We start from the raw sequence: 19,484 nt of genomic DNA on the forward strand, positions 1-19,484 counted from the left end.
GACCCCGGCCGCCGATTCCGGCCGCCGATTCCGCTCGGCTCCGCTACGGCGAGGGTTCGCCCCCGGCCCGCCGGTACACCTCCACCGCGACCGCCAGGTCCTCCCAGGCCATCCCGACGCTCTTGAAGAACCGCGGCCGCCCGTCCGGCACCGGCACCTCGCCGCGCACCAGCTCCGCGAGGTTCCACAGCCGCCGCCCGGCCACGCCCGCCAGCAGCAGGTCCCCGGCTTCCCGGGTCGCGACCTCGCGCGCCTCCACGTACAGCTCGGCCCGGTGGACCAGTGCCGCGTCCACCTCCCGCGCGTCCGGCTCGTGCGAGCCGACCGCCGCCACCGCCGCGTGCGCGGGCACCAGCGTGCCGTCGAACAGCGGCGTGCGCGCGGTGGTGCAGCAGACCACCAGGTCCGCCGACGCCACCGCCTCCGGCCCGCCGACGCCGGCCGTCAGGCCGAGGCCGTGCCCGTACTCCGCCAGCGCCCGCGCCCGCCCGGCGTCGCGCGCCACCACGGTGAGCCGGGTCAGCGGCCGGACGGCGAGCAGCGCGTCCAGGTGCCCGTAGGCCTGCGGCCCGGAGCCGAACAGCACCAGGTGTTCGGCCTCCGGCGGTGCCAGCCGCCGCAGCGCGGCCGCGGTGACGGCGGGCGTGCGCAGCGCGGTGAGCGCGGCGCCGTCCAGCAGCGCGACGGGCTGCAGGGTGGGCCCGTCCAGCAGCAGGTAGCTGCCGGTGATCCGGGGCAGCCCCCGTTCCGGGTTGGCCGGCACCACCCCGGCGATCTTCACGCCCGCGTACAGCCCGGCGGCGGCCGGCATCAGCAGCAGCTCCCCGGCGGGCACCGGTACGGCCGATCGGGCGGGTGCCGCCTCCGGGTCGAACCCGTCCAGCAGCACCCGCTCGATCGCCCCCACCGCCTCGGCGGGCCCGACCCCGCCGGCGTTCCCCCGGCCCGGCGGCCGGGAGGTCCCCCCTGGTACGAGGTACTGGAGCGGCACGGCCCCCGTACCGGAGGACGCGATCGGGTTCACAGCAGGAACCCCGTCCCCAGCTCGTCGCCCGGCTCCAGGACGAAGCCGTGCTCGCCGGTGCGGAACGCCGTCCCGCCGACCTCGGTGACCACGCCCCCGCCGAACGGGTCGCCGCCCGGCAGGTAGCGGCCGGTGAAGACGGTGCCGATGACGGACTCGTGGCGCAGCGGCTCGCCGGGGGCCAGTCGTCCCTCGGCGGCGAGCACGGCGAGCCGGGCGGAGGTGCCGGAGCCGCAGGGCGAGCGGTCGATCTGCCCGTCCGCGAAGACGGTGACGTTCCGCTGGTTCACCTCGCCGTCGAGCGAGGGGAGTTCGTCGTACAGCACCACCCCGTACACGCCCGACAGCCGGGCGTCCGTCGGGTGCTCGACCGCCGCCGACCCGGCCAGTGCCGACCTGATCTCCCGCCCCACGGCGGTGAGTTCGGGCAGCCGGGCGGGCTCCACGGCCAGCCCCAGCGAGGCCGCCGGCACCGAGGCGTAGCAGGCGCCGGAGTGCGCCACGGCGACCTCGACGGTGCCGCGCGAGGTCTCCACCGGAAGCTTCTGCGCCGCCACCCGGCTGGGCACGTTGCGGAAGGTCACCCCGGTGGTCCGCCCACCGGCCCGGTGCACCAGTGCGGTGACCCGGCCGGACGGCACGTCGATGCGCACCCGCGCCACGCCGTCCGCGGGGGCCGCCACCAGGCCGGAGTCCACCGCCCAGGCGCCGAGCGCGATGGTGCCGTGCCCGCAGGCGGTGGAGTAGCCGTCCTTGTGCCAGAACAGCACCCCGAGGTGCGCCTCGTCGTCGTCCGGCGGCACCAGGAAACCGCCGTACATCCCGGCGTGGCCGCGCGGCTCCCGGGCGAGCAGTTGCCGGACGGTGTCCAGCGGGCCGGGGCGGGGCGCGGTCGCGCTGCCGCCCGCGCCGAGCGCGATGGCCCGGCGTTCGGCGACGGTGTCGCCGGGGATCGGCGGCGCGCCGTCCAGCACGATCCGGAACGGCTCGCCGGCCGTGTGGTAGTCGACGGTGCGGACGAACATCAGGCGCCTCCGCCCGGCAGCACGCTGACGGTCCGGCTGACGGTGTAGAAGTCCAGCGCCGCCTGGCCCTGTTCGCGGTCGCCGTGGCTCGCGCCCTTGGCCCCGCCGAACGGCAGGTGGAAGTCGACGCCGCTGGACGGAGCGTTGACCCGGACCATGCCCGCGTCCAGCCGGTCGGCGGCGGCCAGCGCCACGTCCAGGCCGCGGGTGTGCACCGAGGTGGAGAGGCTGTGCGGGGTGTCGTTGGCGAGCGCGATCGCCTCGTCCAGGTCGGCCGCGGCGTGCAGCACCGCGACCGGGCCGAAGAACTCCTCGCGGGCCAGCGGGTGTTCGGCCGGGACGTCGGCGAGCAGGGTCGGTTCGACGTACCAGCCGGCCCGCTCGGGCACCCCGCCGCCCGCCAGCACCACGGCCCCGGCCTGGGCCGCCGAGGAGACGGCCCCGGTCAGCCGCTCCCGCGCGGCGCGGCTGATCACCGGCCCGCAGACCGTGTCGTCGACCGCGGCGAGCGCCTTGACCAGTGCCTCGCGCAGCGGCTCGTACGCGGCGCCGACCGCGATCACCCGGCTGGTGGCGGTGCACTTCTGCCCGGCGTACCCGGCGATGGCCGCGGCGAGGTGCCCGGCGGCGAGCGCGATGTCGGCGTCCGGCAGCACCAACGCGGCGTTCAGCCCGCCGAGTTCGGCCTGTACCGGCACCCCGCGCTCGGTCGCGGCCCGCACCACGGCCCGGCCGACGCCGGTCGAGCCGGTGAAGGAGACCACGTCCGCCGCGTCGACCAGCGCCGCGCCCTCCTCCGCCCCGCCGGGCAGCACCGTGAACACGTCCTCGGGGAGCCCGGCCAGCTCCGCCAGTCGCAGTGCGCAGGCCGTCGCCTCGGGCGCGGGCTTGAGCACCACCGTGTTGCCGACCGCGAGGGCCGGCGCGGCCTTCCAGCTCGGGATCGCCAGCGGGAAGTTCCACGGCGCGATCAGCCCGGCCACCCCGTACGGGCGGCGCCGGGTGAGCAGCAGCCCGGGCCCGGCGGCGGTCTCGTGCACCGCTCCGGACGGCGCGTACGGCGCCTGCGCGTAGTAGCGCCAGATCGCCGCCGTCCGGGCGACCTCGCCGGCCGCCTCGGCCGCCGGCTTGCCGACCTCGCGCACGATCAGCGCGGTCAGCTCCCGGGCGTGCGCCTCCACGGCGTCCGCGATCCGGCCGAGCGCCGCCGACCGGGCGGCCGCCCCGGCGGCGAGCCAGCCGCCCTGTGCCGCCCGGGCCCGCCCGACGGCGGCCCGCACGGCCTCGGCGCCGGGCTCCTCGACGGCGACCACCAGGTCGTTCGGATCGGCGGGGTTGTACGAGGTGATGGTCACGGCCGGCAGCCCTTCGGGAGAGGTTCGTACGGGAAGGTCAGAGCAGGAAGCCCGCCGGGAACGGGTCGCTCGGGTCGAGGAAGTACTGGGCGGTGCCGGTGATCCAGGCCCGCCCGGTGACGGTGGGCACCACCGCGGGCAGCCCCGCCACCTGGGTCTCCTCCACGAGCCGCCCGGTGAAGGTGGTCCCGATGAAGGAGTCGTTGCGGAAGTCCTGCCCCAGCGGCAGTTCGCCGCGCGCGTGCAGCTGGGCCATCCGGGCCGAGGTGCCGGTGCCGCAGGGCGAGCGGTCGAACCAGCCGGGGTGGATGGCCATCGCGTGCCGGGAGTGTTCGGCGGTGGAGCCGGGGGCGAGCAGCTGGACGTGGTGGCAGCCGTGGATGGAGGGGTTCTCCGGGTGGACCGGCCGGTCCGGGCCCGCGTTGATCGCCGCCATCATCGCCAGGCCCGCGTCCAGGATCTCCTGCTTGCGCTCGCGTTCGAAGGGCAGCCCGAACTCGGCGAGCGGCAGGACGGCGTAGAAGTTGCCGCCGTACGCGAGGTCGTAGGTCACCGCGCCGTAGCCGGGCACCTCGATCTTGCGGTCCAGGCCGACCGAGTAGGACGGCACGTTGCGGATGGTCACCGCCTTGGCGGCGCCGTCCTCGACCCTCACCTCGGCGACCACCAGTCCGGCCGGGGTGTCCAGCCGGACGGTGGTGACCGGCTCGACCACCGGCACCATCCCGGTCTCGACCAGCACGGTGGCGACCCCGATGGTGCCGTGGCCGCACATCGGCAGCAGTCCGGAGACCTCGATGTAGAGCACCCCGAAGTCGGCGTCCGGCCGGGTCGGCGGCTGGAGGATGGCGCCACTCATCGCCGCGTGGCCGCGCGGCTCGTACATCAGCAGGGTACGGAAGTGGTCCAGGTGTTCCTGGAAGTGCACCCGGCGCTCGGCCATGGTGGCCCCGGGAATGACGCCAAAGCCGCCGGTGATCACCCGGGTCGGCATGCCCTCGGTGTGCGAGTCGACGGCGTGGAACACATGACGGCTGCGCATGGATCACAACTCCCGTACAGGATCGAATGGTTGAGGGTGTGAATCAGACCAGGCCGTCGGCCAGCGCCTTCTCGGTGGCCGCACGCACGGCCGCCTCGGTCTCCGGGGAGAGCGGCACGCGCGGGGCCCGCACCGGACCGCCGGGGCGCCCGGCGATGTCCATCGAGAGCTTGATCGCCTGGACGAACTCGGTCTTGGAGTCCCAGCGCAGCAGCGAGTGCAGCGCCTTGTAGAGCGGCAGCGCGCTCTCCAGGTCGTGCCGGACGGCGGCGTCGTAGAGCGCCACCGAGGCCGCCGGCAGTGCGTTCGGGTAGCCGGCGATCCAGCCGACCGCACCGGCCAGCGCCAGTTCCAGCAGCACGTCGTCGGCGCCGATCAGCAGGTCGAGCCCGGGGGCCAGCTCGGCGATCTCGTACGCCCGGCGGACGTCGCCGCTGAACTCCTTGACCGCGACGATCGAGCCCTCGCCGTGCAGCTGGGCGAGCAGCGCGGGGACGAGGTCCACCTTGGTGTCGATCGGGTTGTTGTACGCCACCACCGGCAGGCCCGCCTTGGCGACCTCGGCGTAGTGGGCGCGCACCGAGGCCTGGTCGGCCCGGTAGGCGTTCGGCGGCAGCAGCAGCACCGAGCCGGCACCGGCCGCGGCGGCCTGCTCGGCCCAGCGGCGGGACTCGGCGCTGCCGTACGCGGCCACTCCGGGCATCACCCGGGAGCCGTCGCCGGCCGCCTCGACCGCGACCTCGACCACCCGGGCGCGCTCCTCGGCGGTCAGCGTCTGGTACTCGCCCAGCGAGCCGTTGGGGACGACGCCCTCGCAGCCGGAGTCGATCAGCCAGCGGACGTGCTCGGCGTAGGCGTCGTAGTCGACGGAGTGGTCCGGTCGCAGCGGCAGCGTGGTGGCGACCATGATTCCGCGCCAGGGACGGGCGGTGTCGTGCGAGGTGATGGACACGTGGACTCCTTGATGAGGTGTGACATTTTATAAGCCGGATCGGGCCGGAGACAAGCTCCCCGGCCATCCGGAAGACGAGGTCCTACTCGGGGACCGGGCCCGCCGCCAGCTGGGAGAGCGGCACCGGGCAGCCCAGCGGCCGCCGGTCCGGCCCCGGCCCGCCCGAAGCCGAAGCCGAACCCGCACCCGCACCCGCCAGGCAGGCCACCGCCGGACCGCACATCCGGCCCTGGCACCAGCCCATCCCGGCCCGGGTGAGCAGCTTGACGGTGCGCGGATCGCCCGCGCCCAGCTCGTCGACGGCCTCCCGGACCGCCGCGACCGGCACCTCCTCGCACCGGCAGACGTCGGTGTCCGGGCGCAGCCAGCCGGTCCAGCCGGGGCCCGGCCGGTGGGCGGCGGCCATCAGCTCGGCGAAGGCCCGCAGCCGCGCCCGGCGGCGCAGCAGCCCGGACGCGGGCCGCGCCCCGGCGACGGCGTGCGCGGCCAGCTCGCCCTCGACGAGGGCGAGGTCGGCGCCGCCGACGCCGTTGGTCTCCCCCGCCGACCAGAGGCCGGGCACGCTGGTGCGCAGCCGGGCGTCCACCGCCAGCGCGACCGCGCCGTCCGGCCCGTTCCGGGTCCGCGCGCCCAGCTCGGTGGCCAGGTCGATCTGCGGCAGCAGCCCGTGGCCGACGGCGAGCGCGTCGCAGTCGATCCGCCGCTCGGTGCCGGGCACCGGCCGCCAGTCGGCGTCCAGCCGGGCCACCGTGACGCCGGTGACCCGGTCGGTCCCGTGCGCTTCGACCACCGCGCCGCGCGGGCGGAGCCGGACGCCGTGCCGCAGCAGCGCTCCGCCGTGCCCGGCGCCCTCGACCAGCTTGCCGGGCACGCCCGCCAGCACGCCGGGGCGCCGGACGTACCCGAGGTAGCCGGTGGCCTCGACCACCGCGGGCACCTCGGCCCCGGCGGCGACCAGCGAGGAGGCCGCCGCGAGCAGCAGCGGGCCGCTGCCGGCCACCACGATCCGCTTGCCGGGCAGCACCAGCCCGGCCTTGAGCATGGCCTGGGCGCCGCCCGCGGTGACCACCCCGGGCAGGGTCCAGCCGGGGAACGGCAGCTGCCGCTCGTAGGCGCCGGTGGCGAGCAGCACCGACCGGGACCGGATGGTGGCCCGGTCGGTGCCCTCCGGCCCGCGGGTGACGTGCAGCGCGAAGCCGTCCGCGGTGCGCTCCAGCGCCCAGACGTGGTGGCCGCCCCGGAACTCGGCCCGCGCCGAGGCCTCCAGGCGTTCGGCCGGGCCGGTGTAGGCGGACCAGCGGTGGTGCAGCCGGTCCGGCCGGGCCGCGCCCAGCCCGGGCGCCGGGTGGCGGTAGTACTGCCCGCCGGTGCGCTGTCCGCCGTCCAGCAGGACGCAGCTCAGCCCGAGGTCGGCGGCGGTGACGGCGGCGGCCAGCCCGGCCGGGCCGGCGCCCACCACGGCGAGGTCGAAGGTCTCAGACGGCGAGGTCGGCACGGCCGTGACCCTCCTGGGTGGTGACGGTGGTGCCCGGTTCGGCGGGCAGCAGGCAGGTGCGCTGGTTGGGGCGGCCGTCCACGGTGGCCAGGCAGTCGAAGCAGGCGCCGATGCCGCAGAACGCCCCGCGCGGCTTCCCGCCGATGCGGGTGGTGCGCCAGGCGAGCACGCCGTCGGCCCAGAGCGCGGCGGCGATCGACTGGCCGGGCAGCGCGGGGACGGGCCGCCCGTCGAACTCGATCTGGTGGGCGGGCCCGGGCTCGGCCTCGACCAGCCCGGCGGGGGTGCGGCGGCGCATCGGCGGCCTCTCCAATCTCGCGAGTCCGACTCACGGACCCGACTCACGGATCCGTCTCAGGGGTCCAGCGGGGAATCTCACGCGTCCGGGTGGTTTCCCGGCCGGGCCGTCACCCGGCCGGGAAGCGGTCCGCCCGGAACGGGGCGAGGTCCTGTTCCGGCTGCTTGCCGGTGAGCTGCTCGCTGATCAGCAGCCCGGTCGCCGGGGCCAGCCCGATGCCGGCCCCCTCGTGACCGCAGGCGTGGTAGAGCCCTGGCACCCTGGGGTCCGCCCCGATGGCCGGCAGGTGGTCCGGCAGGTACGGGCGGAAGCCCCGGTAGGCGCGCAGCACGGTGACGTCGGCGAGCACCGGGAAGAGCTCCGCGGCCTGGGCGGCCAGCCGGCGCAGCACCTCCTGGGAGAGCGTGCGGTCGAAGCCCACCCGTTCCCGGCTGGCGCCGATCAGCACCGGCCCGCCCGGGGTGCCCTCGATCACGGCGGAGGTCTCCAGCCCGGCCGAGCCGCTGGCCACGTTGGCCACGTAGTCGGCGGCGTACACCTTGTGCCGGACGACCCGCGGCAGCGGCTCGGTGACCAGGACGAAGCCGCGGCGGGGCAGCACCGGCAGGTGCACCCCGGCCATCGCGGCCAGTTCGCCGCCCCAGGTCCCGGCGGCGTTCACCACGGCGGGCGCGGCCAGGCTCCGCCGGTCGGTCCGCACGCCGCGCACGGCGCCGTCCGGCCCCCGGTCCACCGCCGTCACGCTCTCCCCGGTGATCAGCTCGGCGCCCAGCCGGCGGGCCTCGCGCAGCAGGTGGGCGGCGGCGAGGGCGGGCTGGACCTGGGCGTCCTGCGGGTAGTGGAAGCCGCCGGCCAGGCCGTCGGCCAGGTGCGGTTCCAGCTCGCGCAGCCGCTCGCCGGGCACCTCCTCGGCCTCGACCCCGGTCTCGCGCTGCCCGGCGGCGAAGGCCCGCAGCGCGTCCTGCCCGGCGGCGGTCGAGGCGACCACCAGGCCGCCCTTGGCCTCGTACTCGATCGCCGGGCCGAGCAGCTCGGCGAGTTCGCGCCAGAGCCGGGTGCTGAGCAGGGCGAGGTCGAGTTCGGGGCCGGGCTCCTTGTCGGAGACCAGCAGGTTGCCCTCGCCCGCGCCGGTGGTGCCGCCGGCCACCGGCCCGCGGTCCACGACGGCGACGGCGAGCCCGGCGCGGGCGGCGTAGTAGGCGCAGGCGGCGCCGACCACGCCGGCGCCGACCACGACGACGTCCAGGGGAGGTCTCCGGTTCTTCAGCACACCAGTAATATGTCACATGCCATCGACTCTGACCAGAGGGCGGCGAAAAGCCCCGGCCCACCGCTCGACGGCGGCGGACCGGGGCTCCCTCAGGGCCTACCGGATCAGGTGATGTCGTCCATCTCGTCGCGGCGGGACGCCGGCAGTGCCGCACCGGCCGCCGGGGCCGCCGAGGCCTCGACCATCTCCGCCCCGGCCACCGGCCGCACCGAGAGGTCCACCTGCGAGGCCTCCTCGTCGTCCAGGTCCGCGTCCGGGTTGTTGCGGCGCCGGCGCTTGTCGTTGAGGAGCGCGACCCCCACCGCGAGGAAGTACAGCGCCCAGATCGGCGCGGCCAGCGCCAGCATGGTCAGCGGATCGGCGCTCGGCGTGGCGAAGGCCGCGAACACCGTGATGGCCATCACCATGCCGCGCCACCAGCCCAGCAGCCGCTTGCCGGTGACCATGCCGATGACGTTCAGCATCACCAGCAGCAGCGGGAACTCGAAGGCCAGGCCGAAGACCAGCACCATCCGGGTGGCGATGTCGAAGTAGTCCTCGGGCGGCAGGATCGGCGTGGTGTCGTTCGGGGTGAACGAGATCAGCACGTCGACCGTGGTCGGCAGCACCAGGATCGCCACGGCCACGCCGGCCAGGAACAGCGGCGTGCCGCAGATCAGGAAGACGGCCGTGTACCGCTTCTCGTGCTTGTGCAGGCCGGGCGCCACGAAGGCCCAGAGCTGGTACAGCCAGATCGGCACGGTACCGACCACGCCGGCCGTCAGGGCCACCTTGAGCATCCAGGTGAAACCGGCGGTCAGACCGATGTTGGAGACCTGGGCGCACTTGCCGTGGTACTGCTGGGCCAGCTCCCTGGTGTCGCAGCGCGGCAGCGGCTTCAGCAGGAAGTCCTCCAGCTGCTTGTGGTAGATCGCCGCCACGATGGTGATCAGCACGATCGCCAGGACCGACTTGACCACCCGGTTGCGCAGTTCCCGCAGGTGATCGGCGAGGGCCATCCGCCCCTCAGGATCTTTTGACGCCTTCGGCGCCTTGGAGAGCTTGCTCAACCCCGGTCCTCAACTCGTGCGTGGGGGCCCGCCGGTCGACGGGCCTCCGAAGTCGCGTACGTCACGTGCGCCGCGCTCAGTGCGGGCGGTCGCCGTCGGGCGCGGAGGCCCCGGCGGCGGAGTCGTTCACCGGACGGGCCGTGGCCGAAGCACCCGGAGCGGCCTGGACGGTCCTGCCGGCGCCGCCGTCCACCGGAGCCGGAGCGGGCCGGGCCGGCGGCTCGGACTCGTCGTCCGACCGCATCGCCTTGGCCTCGCTCTTCAGGATCCGCATCGACTTCCCCAGCGAGCGCGCCACCTCCGGCAGCCGCTTGGCTCCGAACAGCACGATGGCGAGTACCACGATCACCACGATCGCGGTCATCGAGATGCGCATGCGCGACCACCTTCAGTCTCGGCGGCCCGACCGGCCCGTCCGCTGCGGATGGTAACCGCTGCGGATGACGCCACGACGACGGCCGCCCGAACAGGACAGCGGCCCCCGGTACACGGTTCAGGAGCCACCTGAGAGCGTAACCCGCCCTCACCCGCGCGGAGCAGCCCCCGTACCGCCGGGAGCCCGACCGTGCTATGCGGCCGGGACGCTCCGCCCGGCGTCCGGGACCACCACGCTCGGCACCGCGTCCGCCAGCTCCTCCGCCGCCGCGGCCAGCGCCCGCGAGGCCTGGTCCACACCCTTGGCGAGCGCCCGGACGTCCAGCCAGAGCCGGATCGCGAGGACCCCGAGGACCAGCAGGCCCGCGGTGGCGAGCAGGACGGCGGCGACGAGCATCCAGGACATGCGCCCCAGCCTATACGGGCCGTACGGCGGTCAGCCCTCCGCCGGGACCAGCCGCATGGTGCGCACCCCGGCCCCGGTGAGCGCCTCGACGATCTTCTCCCCGGCGGGCTTGCGCACCGCCGCCCCGCACCGCGGGCAGCCGAAGCTGTAGTGCGCCTGGGCCGGGGTGCGACCGAGGGTCAGGCGGAACTCCTCGGCCGGGAGCTCCACCTTCTCCCGGCACTCGGAGCAGTACACCTTGAATCTGGTCCCGGGTTCCACCGCTCAGGCCCGCCCCTCCCCGTAGGCGGCCAGCGCCTCCCGCGCGGCCGAACACGCCTGCTCGGCCAGTCCGGGCGGCGAGACGATCCGGCCGTCCCGGCCCAGCCGCAGCGCCAGCGGGCGCAGCTGGGAGGGGTCGGCGCTGCGCAGGGTGATCCGCAGCCCGCCGTCGGGCAGCTCCTCGGCCCGGTCGTGGGTGTAGTACTCGGCCACCCAGCGCCCGCCGGAGGAGACCTCGACCACCACCTCCGGGTCGTCCGCCGCCGGGTTGACCAGCCCGCCGCTCAGGTCGCGCGGCTCGCGCCGGGGCGGGTCGGCCGGGACGTCCAGGACGCGGATCTCGGCGACCCGGTCGAGCCGGAACATCCGGTGGTCCTCGGAGGTGCGGCACCACGCCTCGAGGTAGGTGTGGCCCTCGGTGAGCAGCCGGATCGGGTCGACCTCGCGCTCGGTCATCCCGCCGCGCCCGTGCGAGTAGTAGCGCAGCCAGAGCCGACGGCCCTCGCTGAGCGCGCGGTCGATGTCGGCGAAGACGTGGCTCTCCGCCTCGAAGGTCACGCCGACCCGGGCGCTGCCCTCGGCGCTCTCCCCCGCCGCGTTCTCGAGCTTGGCGACGGCCCGGGTGAGCGCCTCCCGGTCCCCGGCCCGCAGGCCCGGCAGCCCGGCCACCGCGCGGGCGGCCACCAGCAGCGCGGTCGCCTCGTCGGCGGCCAGGCGCAGCGGCTGGGCCACGTCGTCGACGTTGTGCCACCAGATCCGCTCGCCGTCGGTGTCGATGTCGAGCAGGTCGCCGCCGCGGAAGCTGGTGCCGCACATCGGCAGCACGTTGAGGTCCCCGATCAGCTCGCGCTCGCTGATCCCGAACGCCCGGGCCACCTCGGCGACCTCGGCGCCCGGCCGCTCGCGCAGGTAGGTGACCAGCGACAGCATCCGTCGTGTCTGGTCGATGGCGTTGCTCATGCCCGAACCCCTTCAAGCCCCGCGACCGCCCGCAGCCGGTCGATCACATCCGCCCGCAGCTCCTCCGGCCCGAGCACCAGCACGTCCGGCCCGAACTCCGCCAGGTCCGCGCCGAGCCCGTTGCCGTACGGGATCTCCAGCTCGTCCCAGGCCTCGTCGACCCGGGTGCTGTTCAGCGCCTTGGTGCGCAGCGGGAAGCCGGCGCCCCGGCGGACCCGGACGGTCGCGGTGGCGGTGGCCCCCTCCCCGGCGAACTTCGCCACGGTGGCCCGGACGTCCACGTGCTCGGGCACGGTGCCGAGGAAGGCCCCGGACTTCGCCTTCACCCTGCCGGTGATCCGGCTGAGCCGGAACACCCGGGCGTCGCCCCGGTCGCGGTCGTACCCGGCCAGGTACCAGTGTCCGCGCCAGCACTCCAGCGCCCACGGCTCGACGCTGCGCTGCTCGACGGCGGCGGCACCGGCCTTGCGGTACTCGAAGGTGACCGGACGGCGGTCCCGGGCGGCGGTGAGCAGCGGCTCGAACGCGGCCTCCCGGGCGGGGATGCGCGGCTCCAGGGCGGTCCGGCCCTCGGGCTCGGCGAACGGCACCCCGGCCGCGCGCAGCTTCTGGAGGGCGCCGCTGGCCGCGCCGGACATCTTGGCCTGCTGCCAGACCCGGGCGGCCAGGGTCAGCGCGGCCGCCTCCTCGGCGTCCAGGGCGATCTCGGGCAGCCGGTTGCGGTCGGCCCGGGCCAGGTAGCCGAGCTCCCCGTCCAGGGTGCTCTCGTCGACGTCGATCACCAGGCCGAGTTCGCGCAGGTCGTCCTTGTCCCGCTCGAACATCCGGTTGAAGGCGTCCTCGCTGCTGCTCTGCCAGGCCTCGCGGTACGCCTCGATGGATTCCCGCAGCTCCTTCTTGGAGAGCGGACGTCTGGTGTTCATCAGGCACAGGGCGAGATTCATCAGCCGCTCTGCCTTGGCGATCGCCATCGCTGACCCTTCCGGTGTGCCGCGCCGCGCGCGGGGTGCGCCAACCGGGCGATCACCACCCGGCGGGACCGACCGTACCGGTAGCGGTACGCGGTGCAAAAGCCGCCTCTCGCACCCGTTCCCCGCGGCGTGCCGTTCGGACCCGGACATGCCCGTGGGCCGGGCCCCCGGAGGGGTCCGGCCCACGGTCACAGCAGGCTCAGACGCCCAGCAGGTCGACCACGAAGATCAGGGTCGAGTGCGCCGGGATGAGCGGCGACGGCGACTGGGCGCCGTACGCCAGGTGCGACGGGATGGTCAGCTCGCGACGACCGCCGACCTTCATGCCCGCGACGCCCTGGTCCCAGCCCTTGATGACGCGGCCGGCGCCCAGCGGGAAGCGGAACTCGTTCGGGCTCCGGTTCCAGCTCGCGTCGAACTCCTCGCCGGTCTCGAAGGTCACGCCGACGTAGCGGACCTTGACGTTGTGGCCCGGCTTGGCCTCGTCGCCGTCACCGACGACGATGTCGCGGATCTGCAGCTCCTTCGGGGCGTCGCCGATCGGGAAGTCGATCTCGGGCTTCTCGTTGAGGTTGACGCTCACAGTCCCTCTTCTCACATTCGCTGTCATTCACGACCAAGCGGCGGGCGCCCGCACCCGGTCCGCCAGAACGACGAGTCCTGGCGGACCACAGTACGGGCACCCGCCGCCCGTCCGGGTCCGGCCACGCAGGCCGGACCCGAAGGTCACACGCGCACCATTGTCACCCGAAAGTGACTCAGCCCTGACCGGCGTCCAGGATGTCCACCACGAAGACCAGCGTCGCGCCGGCCGGGATGTCGCCCTGGCCCTTGTCGCCGTAGCCCAGCGAAGCGGGGATCACCAGCTCGACCCGGCTGCCGACCGTCTGGCCCTCCAGGCCCTGGTCCCAGCCCTGGATGACCTGGCCGCCGCCGACCGGGAAGGTGAACGCCTGGCCCTTGCTGAGCGAGGAGTCGAACACCTTGCCGTCCTTGAACAGCGCGCCGGTGTACTGGACGACGACCTTCTCGCCCTTCTCCACCTTCGGGCCGGTGCCCTTGATCAGGATGTGCGACTTCAGCTCGGTCGGGTCCGCCGCCCCGGGCACCGGGGTGATCTCGGCCGGCTTCTTGCCGTTGTCCTTGACCTGCGGGAAGTCCGCCGGCGGCGGGGTGACGGTACCGCTCACCACCGCGTCGGGCGCGTTGGCGTTGCGGATGTCGATCACGAAGACCAGGTCGTCCTTGGCGCCGATCGACATGTCGGCCTTGCCCTGCGCGCCGAAGGCGGCCGCCGGCGGGGCCACCACCAGCAGCCGGCTGCCGGCCTTCTTGCCGATCACGGCCTGGTCCAGCGCCGGGATCAGCGCGTCGGTGCCGGCCTGGAAGATCTGCGGCTTCCCGCTGGCGTCGTACGAGCTCGGGATGTCCTTGCCGGTGTTCCAGTCCTTGGCGGTGTAGTCCACCGAGGTCCAGGAGTTCTTCTCGACCTTGGCGCCGTTGCCCTCGGTGAGCACCTTGACCACGAACGAGCCGTCGGACGCCTCGCCCGGCACCTGGATCTCGGCCTTCTTGCCGAAGTCCCCGGTGACGGTCGGCAGCACCTTGGCGCTGTCCTTGATCGGCGGCACCGGCTCGGCGCTCGGCGTGGGCGGCGCGGTCTTGGCGGCGTCCGGCTTGGCGGCCGAGGCGTTGTCCTTGGAACCGCCGTCCTTGTTCACCATGTAGAGCGTGATGCCGCTGCCGACCAGCAGCACGGCCAGCACCGTGCCGAGGATCACGCCCAGCTTGCCGACGCCGGGCGGGTTCTCGTCGTACCCGGCCTCCGAGGAGTCGGCCTTGCGCACGCTGGAGGCGAAGATCTGCGGGGCCTCGTCCGTCTTGGCCCCGCCCGTGGCGCGCGGCTCGTCACCGGGCTGCGCCCAGCCGGCCTGCTGCGCCAGGATCGCCGGGGGAACGACGATCGACTCGCGATCCGCGCCGGCCGGGCCGCCGGGACGGGAGGCGGCCGGGTCACCCGCGGAGCTGTCGTTCGCCGCGGTGCCGGCCCCGCCCGGGCTCGGCGTCTTCTCAGTCATGACTCCCCATCCATCTCGCCACGAGGTCTTCCAGGTCTGCGCCCGGCGTGGTCACGCCGGCCTGCGGTCGCACCGCCCGCCCCGGACCTCGGCGCCGGGCGGCGCCTGCCACAGTGCGTGGGCAGTATGACAGCTCAGGATGAGGGCGGACGCTTCGTTGTACGAGCGTCCGCCCAAGCGTACGGAATCCCGGGGGTGACTTCGAGGGCCCTGTGCGATGGATCCTTCGTCGGCGGCTACACCGCTTCCAGGATGTCGATGACGAAGACCAGGGTCGAGTTCGGCGGCACCGAGCCCTGCGCCTTGTCCTGGTAACCGAGCGCCGGCGGCACCACCAGCAGGACCCGGCTGCCGACGTTCTGCCCGACCAGGCCCTTGTCCCAGCCCTCGATCACGCTGCCGGTGCCGATCTGCACCGCCTGCGCGCCGCCGTGCGTCCAGGAGGCGTCGAACTGCTGGCCGTCGGCCCACAGCACCCCGGTGTACTGCACCACCAGGGTCTGCCCGCTCTTGACCTGCTTGCCCTCGCCCTTGATCAGCACCGCCTGCTGGAGCTCGGTGGGCGCGGCCTGCCCGGCCGGGACGGTGATCGTCGCCGGCGCCTTGCCGTTGTCCTTGACCTGCGGCATCGTCGCGGGCGACTCGGCCATCGTCCCGGTCAGCGTGGAGTCCGGCGGCAGGCTCTCCATGATGTCCAGCACGAACACCACGGTGTCGCCCTTGTTGACGCCCAGCTGGCCGGAGCCCTGCTCACCGAAGGCCGCCTCCGGCGGGGCCACCACCAGCAGCCGGGTGCCCACCTTCTTGCCGATCACGCTCTGGTCCAGCGCCGGCACCAGCTGCCCGCTGCCGGCCTGGTAGAGCTGCGGCTTGCCGTTGGCGTCGTACGAGCTGGGCAGGTCCTTGCCGGTGGTCCAGTCCTTGGCCGTGTAGTTGACCGTCACCCAGTCACCCTTGCCGACGACGGCGCGGTCCCCCTCGGTGACCGTGTTCACCACGAACTGTCCGCTGGGCTGCTGGCCCTCCGGGATGGTGATGGTGGCCTTGCTCCCGAACCCGCCACCCGAAAGAGTGGGCATCGGTGACGCCTCGCCGACCGGCGCCGGCACCGTCGGGGCGGCGCTCGCCGGGGACGGTGTCGCCGGGCCGGCCGCCTTGGGGGAACTGCCGCAGGCGACCGCTAGCAGCAGCGGCAGGGTGAGAAGCAAACCGGCGGTGCGGCGCACGGTGGGTGGTCCTAACTGTCGGTCGAAGTCGGCTCTCCCGACTCGACGGACAGCGTATGCCCGGCACGCGTCCGGCCCCGGTAGGCACCACCGGGGCCGGACGCCGCCTTGATCACGTGGCCGCGCGGGCTACATCCCCGCGATCAGCTTCTCCACCCGCTCGTCGACCGAGCGGAACGGGTCCTTGCACAGCACCGTGCGCTGCGCCTGGTCGTTCAGCTTCAGGTGCACCCAGTCCACCGTGAAGTCCCGGCGCTGCTCCTGCGCCCGGCGGATGAAGTCCCCGCGCAGCCGGGCCCGGGTGGTCTGCGGCGGGATCGACTTGGCCTCGAAGGTCTTGAGGTCGGTGGTCACCCGCTGCGCCTGGCCCTTGCCCTGGAGCAGGTAGAACAGGCCGCGACGGCGGTGGATGTCGTGGTACGCGAGGTCGATCTGGGCCACCCGCGGGTTGGACATGCTCATCTGGTGCTTCTCGCGGTAGCGCTCGATGAGCTTGTACTTCATGATCCAGTCGATCTCGGTGGCCACCCCGTCCAGCCGCTCGCTGCGGACGGCCTCCAGGGTGCGGCCCCAGAGGTCCAGCACCCGGCCGACCGTCCCGGTGTTGATGCCCTTGCGGTCGGCGAACTCCAGCGCCTTGGTGTAGTACTCCTCCTGGATGTCCAGCGCGCTGGCCTCGCGGCCGTTGGCCAGCCGCACCTGGTGGGTGCCGGTGAGATCGTGGCTGACCTCGCGGATCGCCCGGATCGGGTTCTCCAGGGTGAGGTCGCGCATCACCACGCCGGCCTCGATCAGCCGCAGCACCAGGTCGGTGGCGCCGACCTTGAGCAGCGTCGTGGTCTCGGACATGTTGGAGTCGCCGACGATCACGTGCAGCCGTCGGTAGCGCTCGGCGTCCGCGTGCGGCTCGTCCCGGGTGTTGATGATCGGGCGGGAGCGGGTGGTGGCGGAGCTGACGCCCTCCCAGATGTGCTCGGCCCGCTGGCTGACGCAGAACACCGCGCCGCGCGGGGTCTGGAGCACCTTGCCCGCGCCGCAGATCAGCTGCCGGGTGACCAGGAACGGGATCAGCACGTCGGCCAGCCGGGAGAACTCGCCGTGCCGGGCCACCAGGTAGTTCTCGTGGCAGCCGTAGGAGTTGCCGGCCGAGTCGGTGTTGTTCTTGAAGAGGTAGACGTCCCCCGCGATGCCCTCCTCGTGCAGCCGCCGCTCGGCGTCCACCAGGAGTCCTTCGAGGATGCGCTCGCCCGCCTTGTCGTGCGTCACCAGCTCGACGAGGTCGTCGCACTCGGGGGTGGCGTACTCGGGGTGGGAGCCGACGTCGAGGTAGAGGCGGGCGCCGTTGCGCAGGAAGACGTTGCTGCTTCGGCCCCAGGAGACGACCCGGCGGAACAGGTACCGCGCCACCTCGTCCGGGGACAGCCGCCGCTGCCCGCGGAACGTGCAGGTCACGCCGTACTCGTTCTCCAGCCCGAAAATCCGGCGGTCCATGAGCACTCCATTCTCGTCGGAGCTGTCCGAAACCGCCTCCACGGCGGCTGGGCCGCCGCAGGGGCACCGGAGTCCCGTACGGCGGCGGTCAGGCCGCCGCGCGGGACTCCGCAGGCACTGCTACACCGGCGTGCCGTCCGCCGGGTCCTCGTCGTCCGCCTCGGCGGACTGGTCCCCGTCGAGCAGCCGGCCCAGCTGGTTGCCCAGGATCCGCTTGAACTTGCGCTGCTGGAACCGCTGGCGGTCGAGGACCGCTACCTCCAGCTGTTCCGGCGTGAGGCTGCGCGGGCTGCCCCCGTTGGGGTCGCGGGCGAGCGAGTCGACCGCGATCTTCACCGCCTCGGTGAGGCTCAGGCCGACGCGGTGGCGCTGGCCCAGGTAGTTGCCGATCGAGTCGGCGTTGCCGCCGACCACCACGTAGTTCTTCTCGTCCACGACCGAACCGTCCGGCGTGAGCCGGTAGATCTGGTCGTTGTCGGCGCTGCGGCCGACCTCGGCCACGATCAGCTCGACCTCGTACGGCTTCTCGCCGACCGAGGAGAAGATGGTGCCCAGCGTCTGGGCGTACACGTTGGCCAGACCGCGGGCGGTGACGTCGGCCCGGTCGTAGGAGTAACCGCGCAGGTCGGCGTAGCGGACGCCGCCGATGCGCAGGTTCTCGAACTCGTTGTAGCGGCCGACCGCCGCGAAGGCGATCTTGTCGTAGATCTCGGAGACCTTGTGGAGCGCCCTGGAGGTGTTCTCCGCGACGAAGACGATGCCGTCGGCGTAGGTGAGCACGACCACGCTGCGGCCGCGCGCGATGCCCTTGCGGGCGTACTCCGCGCGGTCGGCCATGGCCTGCTGGGGTGAGACGTAGAACGGTGTCGACACCGGCGGTCGTCCCTTTCCTGTGAGGTGACGGCTAGATCAGCGGGGCCTGCGGGCCGTTGGGCCGGATCAGGCGGTCGTCGGTGATGGCGACGGCGGTCTGCGCGACCTCCGCCTCGGTCAGCCGGCGGAAGCCGTCCTCGGTGATCAGGGAGACGATCGGGAAGATCCGGCGGGCGAGGTCCGGGCCGCCGGTGGCGGAGTCGTCGTCCGCCGCGTCGTAGAGCGCCTGGACGACCAGGGTGACGGCCTGGTCGGCCGTCAGGTCCTCCCGGTAGAGCTTCTTCATCGAGCCGCGGGCGAAGACCGAGCCCGAGCCGGTGGCGGCGAAGCCGCGCTCCTCTGAACGCCCGCCGGTGACGTCGTAGTTGAAGATCCGGCCGCGGCCGAGGTCCAGGTCGTAGCCGGCGAACAGCGGCACCACCGCGAGGCCCTGCATCGCCATGCCCAGGTTGCCGCGGATCATGGTGGTGAGCCGGTTGGCCTTGCCCTCCAGGGAGAGCGTGGTGCCCTCGATCTTCTCGTAGTGCTCCAGCTCCAGTTGGAACAGCCGGACCATCTCGATCGCGAGGCCGGCGGTGCCGGCGATGCCGACCGCGCTGTACTCGTCGGCCGGGAAGACCTTCTCCATGTCGCGCTGGGCGATCACGTTGCCCATCGTGGCCCGGCGGTCACCCGCGATCACCACGCCGCCGTCGAAGACCGCGGCCACGATCGTGGTCCCGTGCGGGGCCTCGACCACCGTCCCCTCGGGGAGCCCGCGGCGGCCGCTGGGGAGCAGCTCGGGCTGGTGCTCCGCGAGGAACTCGATGAACGAGGAGGACCCCGGGGTCAGGAAGGCAGCCGGTAGACGCCCGGTGCCACGAGTGTTGGCTTCCACACGATTCCTTCCAGGTAGCTTGAAGCGCGCGCTGCCCGCACCCTACCCGCCCGACGATCACTGTCCACGCGTGGAGGGGCCGGTGCCGGACGGCCGGGCGGTCCTCGCCACCCGGCCGCCGCGGACGGTCGCGACCGTGAATTCCGGAATGCCCGGGGAGGGGCTATTGCCCGCCCTTCTGGACGAATCCCCGGACGAAATCCTCGGCATTCGACTCGAGGACCTCGTCGATTTCGTCCAGTACCGCGTCGACGTCGTCGCTCAGCTTTTCCTGGCGCTCCTTGAGGTCGTCGGAATTCTGGCTTTCCGCGGCCTGCTCCTCGACCTCCTCGGAGGAACGGTTCGCCCGCTGCTGGCCGCCGCCGGTGTCCTTGCTCGCCATTTCCCTCACCCCGCTCGATTCGTCTGGCACGGTTGGGTCTCTGCTTGCTGCATCGACCCTATACACAAGGTGCG

Annotated in this window: 21 protein-coding genes; all 21 read right to left on the reverse strand. The window is 73.6% G+C overall.

The window, feature by feature from the left end; all coding sequences use genetic code 11:
- Positions 1-43: 43 nt before the first annotated feature.
- Positions 44-1,024 carry an ornithine cyclodeaminase family protein gene (locus ACFRAR_RS17960; RefSeq protein WP_380699038.1) on the reverse strand — a complete coding sequence of 327 codons (981 nt, stop codon included), beginning with the start codon at positions 1,022-1,024 and terminating at the stop codon, positions 44-46.
- On the reverse strand, positions 1,021-2,049 hold the full coding sequence (locus tag ACFRAR_RS17965) for a proline racemase family protein (RefSeq protein ID WP_380699039.1): 1,029 nt from the start codon (positions 2,047-2,049) through the stop codon (positions 1,021-1,023). The genes ACFRAR_RS17960 and ACFRAR_RS17965 overlap by 4 nt, the downstream gene beginning before the upstream one ends.
- Positions 2,049-3,413 (reverse strand): aldehyde dehydrogenase family protein, encoded by a 1,365-nt coding sequence (locus ACFRAR_RS17970; RefSeq protein ID WP_380699079.1) that lies wholly within the window; start codon positions 3,411-3,413, stop codon positions 2,049-2,051. Before ACFRAR_RS17970 ends, ACFRAR_RS17965 begins: the two co-directional genes overlap by 1 nt.
- Positions 3,414-3,441: 28 nt before the next feature.
- On the reverse strand, positions 3,442-4,446 hold the full coding sequence (locus tag ACFRAR_RS17975) for a proline racemase family protein (protein WP_380699040.1): 1,005 nt from the start codon (positions 4,444-4,446) through the stop codon (positions 3,442-3,444).
- A 43-nt stretch (positions 4,447-4,489) separates the two neighbouring features.
- Positions 4,490-5,353 (reverse strand): dihydrodipicolinate synthase family protein, encoded by an 864-nt coding sequence (locus ACFRAR_RS17980; protein WP_380699080.1) that lies wholly within the window; start codon positions 5,351-5,353, stop codon positions 4,490-4,492.
- Positions 5,354-5,480: 127 nt separating this feature from the next.
- The gene (locus tag ACFRAR_RS17985) at positions 5,481-6,893 is read right to left on the reverse strand and encodes an FAD-dependent oxidoreductase (RefSeq protein ID WP_380699041.1); all 1,413 of its coding nucleotides are present in this window, start codon (positions 6,891-6,893) and stop codon (positions 5,481-5,483) included.
- Positions 6,874-7,191: a (2Fe-2S)-binding protein gene (locus ACFRAR_RS17990; protein ID WP_380699042.1), complete on the reverse strand. Its 318-nt coding sequence runs from the start codon at positions 7,189-7,191 to the stop codon at positions 6,874-6,876. The genes ACFRAR_RS17985 and ACFRAR_RS17990 overlap by 20 nt, the downstream gene beginning before the upstream one ends.
- 109 nt (positions 7,192-7,300) lie before the next feature.
- Positions 7,301-8,461: an NAD(P)/FAD-dependent oxidoreductase gene (locus tag ACFRAR_RS17995; protein WP_380699043.1), complete on the reverse strand. Its 1,161-nt coding sequence runs from the start codon at positions 8,459-8,461 to the stop codon at positions 7,301-7,303.
- 104 nt (positions 8,462-8,565) lie between these two features.
- Complete coding sequence (gene tatC / locus ACFRAR_RS18000; protein WP_380699081.1) at positions 8,566-9,459, reverse strand: twin-arginine translocase subunit TatC; 894 nt, start codon at positions 9,457-9,459, stop codon at positions 8,566-8,568.
- Positions 9,460-9,586: 127 nt separating this feature from the next.
- Positions 9,587-9,886, reverse strand: a complete 300-nt coding sequence (gene tatA / locus ACFRAR_RS18005) for a Sec-independent protein translocase subunit TatA (RefSeq protein ID WP_380699044.1) — start codon at positions 9,884-9,886, stop codon at positions 9,587-9,589.
- 192 nt (positions 9,887-10,078) lie between these two features.
- A complete protein-coding gene (locus ACFRAR_RS18010) occupies positions 10,079-10,291 on the reverse strand; it encodes a hypothetical protein (RefSeq protein ID WP_380699045.1) in 213 nt (70 codons plus the stop codon).
- 30 nt (positions 10,292-10,321) lie between these two features.
- A complete protein-coding gene (locus tag ACFRAR_RS18015; RefSeq protein WP_380699046.1) occupies positions 10,322-10,528 on the reverse strand; it encodes a hypothetical protein in 207 nt (68 codons plus the stop codon).
- A gap of 27 nt (positions 10,529-10,555) precedes the next feature.
- Positions 10,556-11,512, reverse strand: a complete 957-nt coding sequence (locus tag ACFRAR_RS18020; RefSeq protein ID WP_380699047.1) for a helix-turn-helix transcriptional regulator — start codon at positions 11,510-11,512, stop codon at positions 10,556-10,558.
- On the reverse strand, positions 11,509-12,483 hold the full coding sequence (locus tag ACFRAR_RS18025) for a helix-turn-helix transcriptional regulator (RefSeq protein WP_380699048.1): 975 nt from the start codon (positions 12,481-12,483) through the stop codon (positions 11,509-11,511). Before ACFRAR_RS18025 ends, ACFRAR_RS18020 begins: the two co-directional genes overlap by 4 nt.
- A gap of 199 nt (positions 12,484-12,682) precedes the next feature.
- Positions 12,683-13,093, reverse strand: a complete 411-nt coding sequence (locus ACFRAR_RS18030) for an FKBP-type peptidyl-prolyl cis-trans isomerase (protein ID WP_380699049.1) — start codon at positions 13,091-13,093, stop codon at positions 12,683-12,685.
- Between the two features lie 148 nt (positions 13,094-13,241).
- The gene (locus tag ACFRAR_RS18035) at positions 13,242-14,561 is read right to left on the reverse strand and encodes an FKBP-type peptidyl-prolyl cis-trans isomerase (protein ID WP_380699050.1); all 1,320 of its coding nucleotides are present in this window, start codon (positions 14,559-14,561) and stop codon (positions 13,242-13,244) included.
- A 236-nt stretch (positions 14,562-14,797) separates the two neighbouring features.
- The gene (locus ACFRAR_RS18040; RefSeq protein WP_380699051.1) at positions 14,798-15,640 is read right to left on the reverse strand and encodes an FKBP-type peptidyl-prolyl cis-trans isomerase; all 843 of its coding nucleotides are present in this window, start codon (positions 15,638-15,640) and stop codon (positions 14,798-14,800) included.
- Positions 15,641-15,916: 276 nt separating this feature from the next.
- Positions 15,917-17,278, reverse strand: a complete 1,362-nt coding sequence (pafA, locus tag ACFRAR_RS18045) for a Pup--protein ligase (RefSeq protein WP_380699052.1) — start codon at positions 17,276-17,278, stop codon at positions 15,917-15,919.
- A gap of 120 nt (positions 17,279-17,398) precedes the next feature.
- Positions 17,399-18,151, reverse strand: coding sequence for a proteasome subunit alpha (gene prcA, locus ACFRAR_RS18050; RefSeq protein WP_380699053.1), 753 nt, complete (start codon positions 18,149-18,151; stop codon positions 17,399-17,401).
- Between the two features lie 31 nt (positions 18,152-18,182).
- On the reverse strand, positions 18,183-19,028 hold the full coding sequence (gene prcB, locus ACFRAR_RS18055) for a proteasome subunit beta (RefSeq protein ID WP_380699054.1): 846 nt from the start codon (positions 19,026-19,028) through the stop codon (positions 18,183-18,185).
- A 163-nt stretch (positions 19,029-19,191) separates the two neighbouring features.
- On the reverse strand, positions 19,192-19,410 hold the full coding sequence (locus tag ACFRAR_RS18060; RefSeq protein ID WP_188299085.1) for a ubiquitin-like protein Pup: 219 nt from the start codon (positions 19,408-19,410) through the stop codon (positions 19,192-19,194).
- Positions 19,411-19,484 lie beyond the last annotated feature (74 nt).

The organism is Kitasatospora sp. NPDC056651 (assembly GCF_042792155.1).
Taxonomy (GTDB): Bacteria; Actinomycetota; Actinomycetes; order Streptomycetales; family Streptomycetaceae; genus Kitasatospora.

Excerpts from the sequence above, each read along its gene's own strand:
- ACFRAR_RS17965 (WP_380699039.1), bottom strand. The coding sequence starts at position 2,049 with ATGTTCGTCCGCACCGTCGACTACCACACGGCCGGCGAGCCGTTCCGG.
- ACFRAR_RS18030 (WP_380699049.1), bottom strand. The coding sequence starts at position 13,093 with ATGACAGCGAATGTGAGAAGAGGGACTGTGAGCGTCAACCTCAACGAG.
- tatC (WP_380699081.1), bottom strand. The coding sequence starts at position 9,459 with ATGGCCCTCGCCGATCACCTGCGGGAACTGCGCAACCGGGTGGTCAAG.
- ACFRAR_RS18025 (WP_380699048.1), bottom strand. The coding sequence starts at position 12,483 with ATGGCGATCGCCAAGGCAGAGCGGCTGATGAATCTCGCCCTGTGCCTG.
- ACFRAR_RS18010 (WP_380699045.1), bottom strand. The coding sequence starts at position 10,291 with ATGTCCTGGATGCTCGTCGCCGCCGTCCTGCTCGCCACCGCGGGCCTG.
- tatA (WP_380699044.1), bottom strand. The coding sequence starts at position 9,886 with ATGCGCATCTCGATGACCGCGATCGTGGTGATCGTGGTACTCGCCATC.
- ACFRAR_RS17975 (WP_380699040.1), bottom strand. The coding sequence starts at position 4,446 with ATGCGCAGCCGTCATGTGTTCCACGCCGTCGACTCGCACACCGAGGGC.
- ACFRAR_RS18060 (WP_188299085.1), bottom strand. The coding sequence starts at position 19,410 with ATGGCGAGCAAGGACACCGGCGGCGGCCAGCAGCGGGCGAACCGTTCC.
- ACFRAR_RS17980 (WP_380699080.1), bottom strand. The coding sequence starts at position 5,353 with ATGGTCGCCACCACGCTGCCGCTGCGACCGGACCACTCCGTCGACTAC.
- pafA (WP_380699052.1), bottom strand. The coding sequence starts at position 17,278 with ATGGACCGCCGGATTTTCGGGCTGGAGAACGAGTACGGCGTGACCTGC.
- ACFRAR_RS18040 (WP_380699051.1), bottom strand. The coding sequence starts at position 15,640 with ATGCCCACTCTTTCGGGTGGCGGGTTCGGGAGCAAGGCCACCATCACC.
- ACFRAR_RS18035 (WP_380699050.1), bottom strand. The coding sequence starts at position 14,561 with ATGACTGAGAAGACGCCGAGCCCGGGCGGGGCCGGCACCGCGGCGAAC.
- ACFRAR_RS18020 (WP_380699047.1), bottom strand. The coding sequence starts at position 11,512 with ATGAGCAACGCCATCGACCAGACACGACGGATGCTGTCGCTGGTCACC.
- ACFRAR_RS17990 (WP_380699042.1), bottom strand. The coding sequence starts at position 7,191 with ATGCGCCGCCGCACCCCCGCCGGGCTGGTCGAGGCCGAGCCCGGGCCC.